1 pseudogene is annotated in these 2,405 nt (G+C 68.6%); it reads right to left on the bottom strand.

Annotated features, from left to right (window positions below):
* Positions 1–82 precede the first annotated feature (82 nt).
* Positions 83–2,096 (bottom strand): annotated as a pseudogene (locus tag K789_RS22590) (M3 family metallopeptidase).
* Positions 2,097–2,405: the final 309 nt, after the last annotated feature.

Consider the following 2,405-nt stretch of genomic DNA (forward strand, 5'->3'; position numbering starts at 1 on the left):
CCGCCGCCGTTTTCCATCGATTGCTCCGTAACGGCCCTTATGAGGCCTCAAAACGGCCGTTACGGAGCAGTCGATGAGGGGGTTAGTCGAGGCCGCGGCGCTTGAGGAGCGGCTCGAGTTCGGCGTCGCGGCCCCGGAAGGCGCGGAAGGAATCCAGCGGGTCGCGGCTGTTGCCCCGGGAGAGCAGTTCGGCGCGGAAGAACCCGCCGTTGGCCCGGGTGAGGCCGCCGTGTTCCTTGAACCATTCCACCGTCTCGGCGTCCAGCACCTCGCTCCAGATGTAGGAGTAGTAGCCAGCGGCGTAGCCGGCGCCGGCGAAGATGTGCTGGAAGTAGCCGGTCCGGTAGCGCGGCGGGATCAGATGGTGCGCCACACCGGACGCAGCCAGTGCCTTGGCCTCGAACTCCAGGACATCCTCGGGCACCTCGGAGCTGTCCAGGACGTGCCAGGCGAGATCCAGCAGGGCGGCGCCCAGGTATTCGGTGGTGCCGAAGCCTTCGCCCCACAGCTGCGCGGCGTCGAGCTTGTCCATGACCTCCTGCGGCAGCGCCTCACCCGTAGCGTGGTGGCGTGCGTAGTTGGCGAGGACCTCCGGCCACATGATCCACATTTCGTTCACCTGCGAGGGGTACTCCACGAAGTCCCGCGGCACCGAGGTGCCGGAGAACCGCGGGTAGGTGACGGAGGAGAACAGTCCGTGCAGGGCGTGCCCGAACTCGTGGAATGTGGTGCGGAGCTCATCGAGGGTCAGGAGCGTGGGTTCGCCGGCCGGCGGCTTGGAGATGTTGAGGTTGTTGATCACCACGGGCCGGGTGTTGAGCAGCCGGGACTGTTCCACGAGGGAGTTCATCCAGGCCCCGCCGCGTTTGGACTCGCGGGTGTAGTAGTCGCCCAGGAACAGGCCCAGCCCGGTGCCGTCCGCATTACGGACTTCCCAGACGCGCACGTCCGGGTGGTAGCCGGCGAGGTCAGTGCGTTCGTGGAACGTGATGCCGTAGAGCGCGTTGGCGGCGAAGAACACGCCGTCGTTGAGGACACGGTCCAGCTCGAAGAAGGGTCGCAGGGCCTGCTCGTCCACGGCGTACCGTTCGCGTTTGACCTTGGCGGAGTAGTAGGCCCAGTCCCAGGCTTCCAGCGGGTGCCCGGCGATCCCGGCCAGCGCTTCGGCCTCGGCGTCGGCATTGCGGACGGCGGCCGGCGNNGAGCCGGTTCATCATGGTCTGCACCGCCGCGAAGTCCGGGGCGGTCTGCTGGTCCACGACGAGTTCGGCGTAGTTCGCGAAGCCCAGCAGCGCCGCCTTCTCGGCGCGGAGCCGGACCATGTCCTTAACGAGGTCCAGGACATCGAGGCTGCCGCCGTCGCTGCCGCGGCCGATCGAGGCCTCATAGAGGCGGCGGCGGACGTCCCGGTTGTCCAGGGCGGCTAGGGCGGGCTGGTTGCTGGGCTGGATGAGGGTGAGCAGGAACTTGCGCTCGTGCCCGGCGGTGCGGGCGGCTTCCGCGGCACTGGCAACATCATCGGCGGGCAGCCCGGCGAGCTCGGCGGCGCCGTCGAGAAGCAGCGAGGCGGACTTCATCGCCTCCTTCACCCGCTGCCCGAACTCGGTGCCCAGCCGGGAGAGCTCTGCGTTGACGGCCTTCAACCGCTCCTGGCCGGCGCCGTCGAGTTGGATGCCGGACTGGCGGAATTCCTTGAGGTACTCGTCCACGAGGCGCGCGGATTCGGCGTCCAGCTGGTCGGTGTTGATCGAGGCGAACCGTTCGAACAGCCCCCGGTTGAGGTAGACGGCGTCCTGGTGGGCCGAGAAGCGCGGGGACAGTGTGGTCTCGAGTTCGCGGATGGCGTCCGACGCGTCGGCCGAGACGAGCGTGAAGAAGGACGCGGCCGCGCGCTGCAGGAGCTGTCCGGACCGCTCCATTGCCAGCGCGGTGTTCTCGAAGGAGGCAGCTTCCGGGGTGTCCACGATTGCCTGGATTTCAGCGAGGTGCTCGGCGAGGCCGGCCTCGACGGCCTCGGCGTAGTGCTCGTCGGTGATGTCCGCGAACGGCGGCAGGCCGAACGGCAGGGGGCTGGGGCTCATCAGGGGATTGGTCATGAAATAACTCTTTCATGTAACGGGGGGAGTCTCAACGGTCTGCTGGGCGTGTTGTGACCGGCGCCACCGTAGGATGGGCGCCATGCGTACCATCACTCCCACGCTGCGCGGCCGTCTGCTCACCGCCGCCGCAGCCCTTTCCCTCGTGGCCTCCGTGGCTTCCTGCGGCATCGGCGCCCGTCCGGAAAGCAGCGGGCCGGGTTCCCCGGCGGCCGCCGGGAGTTCCGCCAGTTCGGCAGCGGCAGAGGCGCCGGGAACCACGCCGTCAGTGTCGCCGTCGGGCACCCCGACCCCGACGCCGACCCCGGG

Source organism: Arthrobacter sp. TB 26, assembly GCF_000427315.1.
Lineage (GTDB): Bacteria > Actinomycetota > Actinomycetes > Actinomycetales > Micrococcaceae > Arthrobacter.